6 protein-coding genes and 1 pseudogene are annotated in these 4,913 nt (G+C 39.5%); all 7 read left to right on the forward strand.

The features are described 5' to 3' along the window. Positions 1 to 146 precede the first annotated feature (146 nt). A pseudogene (locus XYCOK13_RS22015) lies at positions 147 to 416 on the forward strand (antibiotic biosynthesis monooxygenase family protein). A 235-nt stretch (positions 417 to 651) separates the two neighbouring features. Beyond that, complete coding sequence (locus XYCOK13_RS17610; protein ID WP_213413558.1) at positions 652 to 1,032, forward strand: hypothetical protein; 381 nt, start codon at positions 652 to 654, stop codon at positions 1,030 to 1,032. Between the two features lie 219 nt (positions 1,033 to 1,251). Next, complete coding sequence (locus XYCOK13_RS17615; protein ID WP_213413559.1) at positions 1,252 to 1,734, forward strand: DUF6933 domain-containing protein; 483 nt, start codon at positions 1,252 to 1,254, stop codon at positions 1,732 to 1,734. 558 nt (positions 1,735 to 2,292) lie between these two features. Then, the gene (locus XYCOK13_RS17620) at positions 2,293 to 2,583 is read left to right on the forward strand and encodes an antibiotic biosynthesis monooxygenase family protein (RefSeq protein WP_213413560.1); all 291 of its coding nucleotides are present in this window, start codon (positions 2,293 to 2,295) and stop codon (positions 2,581 to 2,583) included. Positions 2,584 to 2,849: 266 nt separating this feature from the next. Continuing rightward, positions 2,850 to 3,665: a hypothetical protein gene (locus tag XYCOK13_RS17625; RefSeq protein ID WP_213413561.1), complete on the forward strand. Its 816-nt coding sequence runs from the start codon at positions 2,850 to 2,852 to the stop codon at positions 3,663 to 3,665. Between the two features lie 219 nt (positions 3,666 to 3,884). After that, positions 3,885 to 4,175, forward strand: a complete 291-nt coding sequence (locus tag XYCOK13_RS17630) for a nucleotidyltransferase family protein (protein WP_213413562.1) — start codon at positions 3,885 to 3,887, stop codon at positions 4,173 to 4,175. Continuing rightward, complete coding sequence (locus tag XYCOK13_RS17635) at positions 4,172 to 4,516, forward strand: HepT-like ribonuclease domain-containing protein (protein WP_213413563.1); 345 nt, start codon at positions 4,172 to 4,174, stop codon at positions 4,514 to 4,516. Before XYCOK13_RS17630 ends, XYCOK13_RS17635 begins: the two co-directional genes overlap by 4 nt. The last annotated feature ends 397 nt before the right edge of the window (positions 4,517 to 4,913 follow it).

A 4,913-nucleotide genomic window follows, 5' to 3' on the forward strand; every position in this document is an offset into this window, starting at 1 on the left:
CAGGTGACAACCCTGCACCGACTAAGCGCATCGCGCCAGGCACTCGTGCCTTAAGCCAGTGAGGCTTCGTGATTACCGAACGTTATCTGCAATTCGTGCAACAAGGATAACCATAAAAATCAAAAAAAAGAAGGATATGTACAATTATGATACTTGAAATGGCTGTGTTGCAAGTGAAACCTGGATTAACTGAAGACTTTGAGAGGAATTTTAAAATTGCATCTGGTTATATCAATCATGAACTTCAAAGATGTGTTGAGGATGGGAACAAATACATACTTTTAGTTCGATGGGAGACACTCTAGAACCATACGATTGGATTCAGAGGATCAAAGGAATATCAAGAATGGAAAGCCTTATTACATCACTTCTATGATCCATTTCCTGTAGTAGAGCATTACGAGGACATCAATTGAATAATTCGAACAGGAATATAAAGAAGTACATGTATGAAGGGTAATTTTAAGGACGTTTATGAAAGTAATACGAAGAGGGCACGAACAGCAGATAACAATGTGTTCACGCATCGGCGGTCAAGCCGCCTCGGTCGCCACAGAGGGGTTTCGGGGACGTCGTGAACACGGAAACGTTATACGACAGTAACGTAGAAATGAAATACACAAAATCAAAGACATGAGGAGCGTTTAAATCATGAAAAGGCCAATTTCAGTAACTATAATTTCTATTCTTTTAGTATTGGTGGGATTCATTGGTTTAGTTACAAATTCACTTGCAATAAGCGTAGGTATGGGGATTAAATCAACAATTTTTGAAGGCACCCCCGAGTTTATTAATATTCTATTAGCTTATCTTGGAGGATTGCTACTAATTACTGGTGGAGGTTTGATTTTTAGAGGACAGAACTTGGGACGTTTTATTGTTTTAGGCTGGTGTATGGTTGCACTTTTGTTATTTGCGGACTACATTATTCCAAGAATTGTATATCTAGGTTTCACATCATTAATGTTGTTCAATAAAGCTGCGAATAAGTACTTCATGCCCCAGGAAGTAAACAATTCAAAGAGCCTGTAAGTAACTCGAAGTACCGTCGTATAACACAGCATTCACGCATCGGGGGTCAAGCCCCCTCGGACCGCGAGGAGTATATTCGAGGAGCGGATTCAGCAGACAACCCCGCACTGGCTTAGTCTTTACGACCCACTCGCTACACTCACTTAAGCTGATGGGGGCTCGTGAATGCAAGAACGTTATGTGAAACCAGTGCAATAATTAAAAGGAGTGAAGTATAATATGTTAGCTCTTAGATTTACTCAAAAACTTCTTACAGATATGAAGGTAGCTCCTATTGAATTAGATGAGGTCAACTCGTTATTTAGTTGGCATGTGAATATACTCCAACTAAGGAAAAAACATATAATATTTGTGAATGATTTGAGCCGCCTTTGTTTGGTAATTGACGGAATAAGGAGCGCTCAACTTGGAAAACTGCAAGAAAAATTCGTGGCAGAACTCAAAGAATATTTACTGTTAGAGGGACTCAAGAAAAGCCAGATTGAACAATATTTCTTTGAGACAGGAGAAATAAACATTGGAAAGACAAATGATAGAAGTGTGTTAGGAACTTTGAAAGAAATGTCTCTTTATTGTGACGGTGTTGAATTTGGTCACACTTTTGATCTTAGTGCATGGTTAAACAAAATGATCTACAAACCAATTGATTATGAAGAACCTATTAAAGTTTTCAAGGATACATTAAAAAGAAAGTACTCATAGTAGTGTATGTATTTCAAGGAGGCACTGGCATTACAGAACAATGTGTTCATGCATCGGCGGACAAGCCGCTTCGGTCCCGGAAGATAAGTCGAAGAAGTGGCTGCCGTGACACATCCGTACCAACTAACCGAATCGCGGCCTGTCCCCGGACATTAGCCACTGAGGGTTCGTGAATGCGAGAGACGTTATACGACAGGGTGAAAAAGAAAAGCGCATAATTAGCGCTTATACTAATCTATATGAGAAAGTCGGGTTTCAAGAAATAGGGATAGCTCCATGGGGAGAAATGCTAGCGAAGTATAGTTTTTGTTAGAATTTCGCAGAAGGCAGAACATCGTCTAACAATGCATTCACGCTGCGGTCAGCAAGCTGACCCTTGGTTGCCAGAGGGATTTCGGAGGAGAGGACTCAGGCGACAACCCTGCACCGACTAAGCGCATCGCGCCCAGGCCTTCGGCCTTTAAGTCGGTGAGGGTTCGTGAATACCGAACGTTATCTGCAATTCGTGCAACAAGGATAACCATAAAAATCAACAAAATAAGAAGGATATGTACAATTATGATACTTGAAGTGGCTGTGTTACAAGTGAAACCTGGATTAACTGAAGAATTTGAGAGGAATTTTAAAATTGCATCTGGAATCATCTCTAAGATGCAAGGTTATATCAATCATGAACTTCAAAGATGTGTTGAGGATGGGAACAAATACATACTTTTAGTTCGATGGGAGACACTCGAGAACCATACGATTGGATTCAGAGGATCAAAGGAATATCAGGAATGGAAAGCCTTATTACATCACTTCTATGATCCGTTTCCTGTAGTAGAGCATTACGAGGACATTAATTGAATAATTCGAACAGGAATATAAAGAACTATATGGAAAGACGTTTATGAAAGTAATCCGAAGAGGGCACGAACAGCAGATAACAATGTGTTCACGCATCGGCGGTCAAGCCGCCTCGGTCGCCACAGAGGGGTTTCGGGGACGTCGATTCAGGCGACACATCTGCACCACCTTAAGGCTACTACGGAGCCTTAAGGTGGTGGAACGTCGTGAACACGGAAACGTTATAGGAAATTGCCCTAAAAACAAAGAATAAAGGATGAAAATTGTTGAACATCCCATATGTTTTATTAGAAGATTCCTTAGTAGTAAACGACTCAACTAAAAGGAAAATCGAATTTCTACTAGATGAAGTACAGGAATTGTTAAAAAAACCGGAATTTTATGATAAAGACGCAGATGTTTATTTTTTATTTTGTCCGTATTGCAAGAAAACTAACATCTTGACAACATTCCCAACAAAAACAAGGAGAGTTATCCCTAGATATTGCGTGTCTTGCGGTGAATCTAGCCCTAACTCAAAAATTACTGATAGTTTATCAAAAGCAAGGAAACTCTTTGAAATGCAGTCCAGTCCAGATGATTTACTCAACAGGATTTTACTTGAGCAATGCATAGTTATGTCAGCGACTAGCGTTGAGGTTTATTTAAGGGATGTTTACAGTACTTTGTTGAACATGAGATTTATAAGGTCAGAAGAATCATTAATAGAACGATTTTATAGTGATGCTAAAAACGACTTCATTAATATTGGGAAAAGCAAAAAAAGATTTCAACAGGAATTAAACATCAGCTTATCAGAATTGATAGATGTAGATAATACCAAGAAACTTAATCTTCTTATGCTAAAAAGAAATGTTATTGTTCATAACAATGGTATTACTGATAAGGTATTTGCTGCGTCTAGTGGTATTGAAAGCAGAATTGGGAAAAAAGTAGAGATTACAAAGGAAGAAGTAGAGAGTTATTTTTCCATCATAGAAATTATGTTTAATAACATGAACAGAATATATACCCAAGAATATAAAGATCATATGCTTAAAGAAATAAAGAACTTCTTTAGAAATAGATTTCGAAAGAGATGAATTGGGGGAGTTCAGAGGATAGAGGGCAACTTCATATAACATCGCATTCACGCATCGGAGCTGACACCCCTCGGTCGCAGAAGTGGGTTCAAGAAGTGATTGCTGCGACAACTCCCTTCGGGAGTTCGTGAATGCGAGGAACGTTATACGACAGACGGAAGCAAATTAATGGTATCAGGTTGAGTCAAGGATGTTATAATGGAAATGAGGTGGTATTGAATGAGCACACTTGAATTGATAAATAGAAGAAAATCAGAAATATTGACCATTGCTGCTGAGAACGGCATTAGCAATGTTAGATTATTTGGTTCCGTAGTGCGAGGAACGGACGATTCGGAAAGCGATATTGACTTATTGGTTGAACTCGGAGAAGAACGTACTTTATTTGACTTGATTCGGTTTAAACAAGCAGTCGAAGACATGTTAGGTCGCAAGGTCGATGTAGTATCTGATCAAGCTGTGCATCACGCTTTAAAACAAAACATTTTGAGCGAGGCTATTCAATTATGAGAGATGGGAAAGATGACAAGGTTTACTTAGCGCATATCATCGAAAGCATTGGTCATATTGAATCATTTGTGAGTAGCGGTGGGAAGGAAGAATTTTATACTTCAAGGCTTATACAAGATGCTGTCATTCGCAATCTTGAAATTATTGGTGAAGCAGTAAAGAACATATCGAAGGAATTGAGAGCAGATTATCCAGACATCCCGTGGCGGGCAATAGCAGGCTTACGGGATGTTTTAATTCATGATTATATGGGGGTTGATCTAAAGGCAGTTTGGGGAGTTGTTGACAGCGAATTACCAAAACTAAGAAACGAGATTGAAAACATCATAAAAACTCTGTAAGTAGCTCAAGACGTCCGTCGTATGACACCGCATTCACGCATCGGGCCTGACGGCCCTCGGTCGCAGACGTGGGTTCGAGGAAGCGGATGCTGCGACAACCTCCTACGGAGGTTCGTGAATGCGAGAGACGTTATACGACAGGATGAAAAAGAAAAGCGCATAATTAGCGCTTATACTCTAGTCATATGTAATTCTTCGATGAGATGTATGGCATCCTTAAATCCTTGTAGATATATTTTACTTTCAAGAATTGTTTTTACGGAGATTTGCGCATCTTCATAGAGGAAAAGGTATGTTGAAGGGTTTCAGGTAGTGATTCTCGAATTGTTCTGGAATAGTCGATCAAGTCCAAATTTATGTGTAAATTCCCTCAGCTACGGGTCTGTCAAAGATTTTG

This window comes from Xylanibacillus composti (genome assembly GCF_018403685.1).
In the GTDB taxonomy this organism is placed as follows: domain Bacteria; phylum Bacillota; class Bacilli; order Paenibacillales; family K13; genus Xylanibacillus; species Xylanibacillus composti.